This window comes from Parachitinimonas caeni (assembly GCF_030129945.1).
GTDB lineage: Bacteria > Pseudomonadota > Gammaproteobacteria > Burkholderiales > Chitinimonadaceae > Parachitinimonas > Parachitinimonas caeni.
Map to the genome: position 1 here is coordinate 1 of NZ_JARRAF010000125.1, position 1179 is coordinate 1179.

1 protein-coding gene and 1 pseudogene are annotated in these 1179 nt (G+C 45.6%); one reads left to right on the forward strand and one right to left on the reverse strand.

From position 1 onward, the window contains the following. Nucleotides 1-204 precede the first annotated feature (204 nt). A complete protein-coding gene (locus tag PZA18_RS23890) occupies nucleotides 205-792 on the reverse strand; it encodes a hypothetical protein (RefSeq protein ID WP_284103400.1) in 588 nt (195 codons plus the stop codon). A gap of 127 nt (nucleotides 793-919) precedes the next feature. On the opposite strand from PZA18_RS23890, the pseudogene PZA18_RS23895 reads away from it, so the two are divergent. Further along, nucleotides 920-1179: pseudogene (locus tag PZA18_RS23895) on the forward strand (IS481 family transposase); the annotation flags it as partial.

A 1179-nucleotide genomic window follows, 5' to 3' on the forward strand; every position in this document is an offset into this window, starting at 1 on the left:
TCTTCACGTGGCAGATCATTACCAACGCCCTTGCTGCGGCCTGAATTGGGGGAGCCGTGCGATTGGCGCAACTTTTACGCACCATTATATGACAATGGCAATTTGGCTAAATTAAGTTGTCAATACCAAATTCTGACACCCTCTTACGCACCGGCATATGGCAATGGCAATTCCGCTGATTAACTTGTCAATACCTCACGCAGTTCAATCTTCAGACTCACCCAGCCTGCAAATGCTAGAGTCTAATTCCATATCATAGTCAACCTGACATAGCTGATTATTTGGATTGATCACAAAAAAAGACCATTGATTCAAACCACCTTTCGCCGTAGCGCATCCTCCTTTTGCCCATATAATATTATTATATTGTCTTAATCGACCTACTGTTTTTTTATGGTATTCGCATTCGCAGTCTAACGTACTAGTGAAAGTTCCATCACTTTTGAAAACTGTTGTACAGACAATATCGGACCATTCTGACGAAGTAAAAAATTTAGTTTGGCCATTCCACTTACGAATCGTGGAGAAAGCATCCAGTGTTGTTAGGATACCCTTGGGTATATTGCCTGTAAATACTTTGCCGCTTTTATTCTTTTGTAGTGCTTCAATGGTAAAATAATCAGAATTTGAGTTGATCAGTTTAACTAATTCTCCTTGGCGAAGCACAATCTTAACGCTTCCGAAAGCAACTTCCTTATTTGAATTTATCACACCGAAAGAATATTCTTTCGCCTGCAAGACAAGGGGGGATAAAAGGATGGCTGCAAAAACAATCGTATATTTCAAATGCATATTACTCACCTTGAGTAGTCTAGGGTTTATGGTTAATTACTAAGATTACAACAAGTAAGTCTATAAACAGACGGAACCTGACACCCGGGAAGAAATCCGTTATTCCACCCTGCCGCAGGTAGAGCTGATGCGGCGTTACAGCATCAGCAAGGATACGGTGCGCAAGTGGCAGCAGCGTGATGACTTTGCCGGTCGCTCGCATCGTCCTCATAAGCTGCAGACCACGCTCTCGCCCGCTCAGGAAGCCATTGTGCTGGCGCTGCGCACCACCTTGCTGCTGCCGCTGGATGACCTGCTCGCCGTGACCCGGCGTTTCATCCATGCCGAAGCCTCGCGCTCGGGCGTCAACCGGCTGCTGGTGCGGGAGGGTGTCGGCAATCTCAAGCA

Coding starts and splice junctions, on each gene's coding strand:
- PZA18_RS23890 (WP_284103400.1), bottom strand. CDS start 792: ATGCATTTGAAATATACGATTGTTTTTGCAGCCATCCTTTTATCCCCC.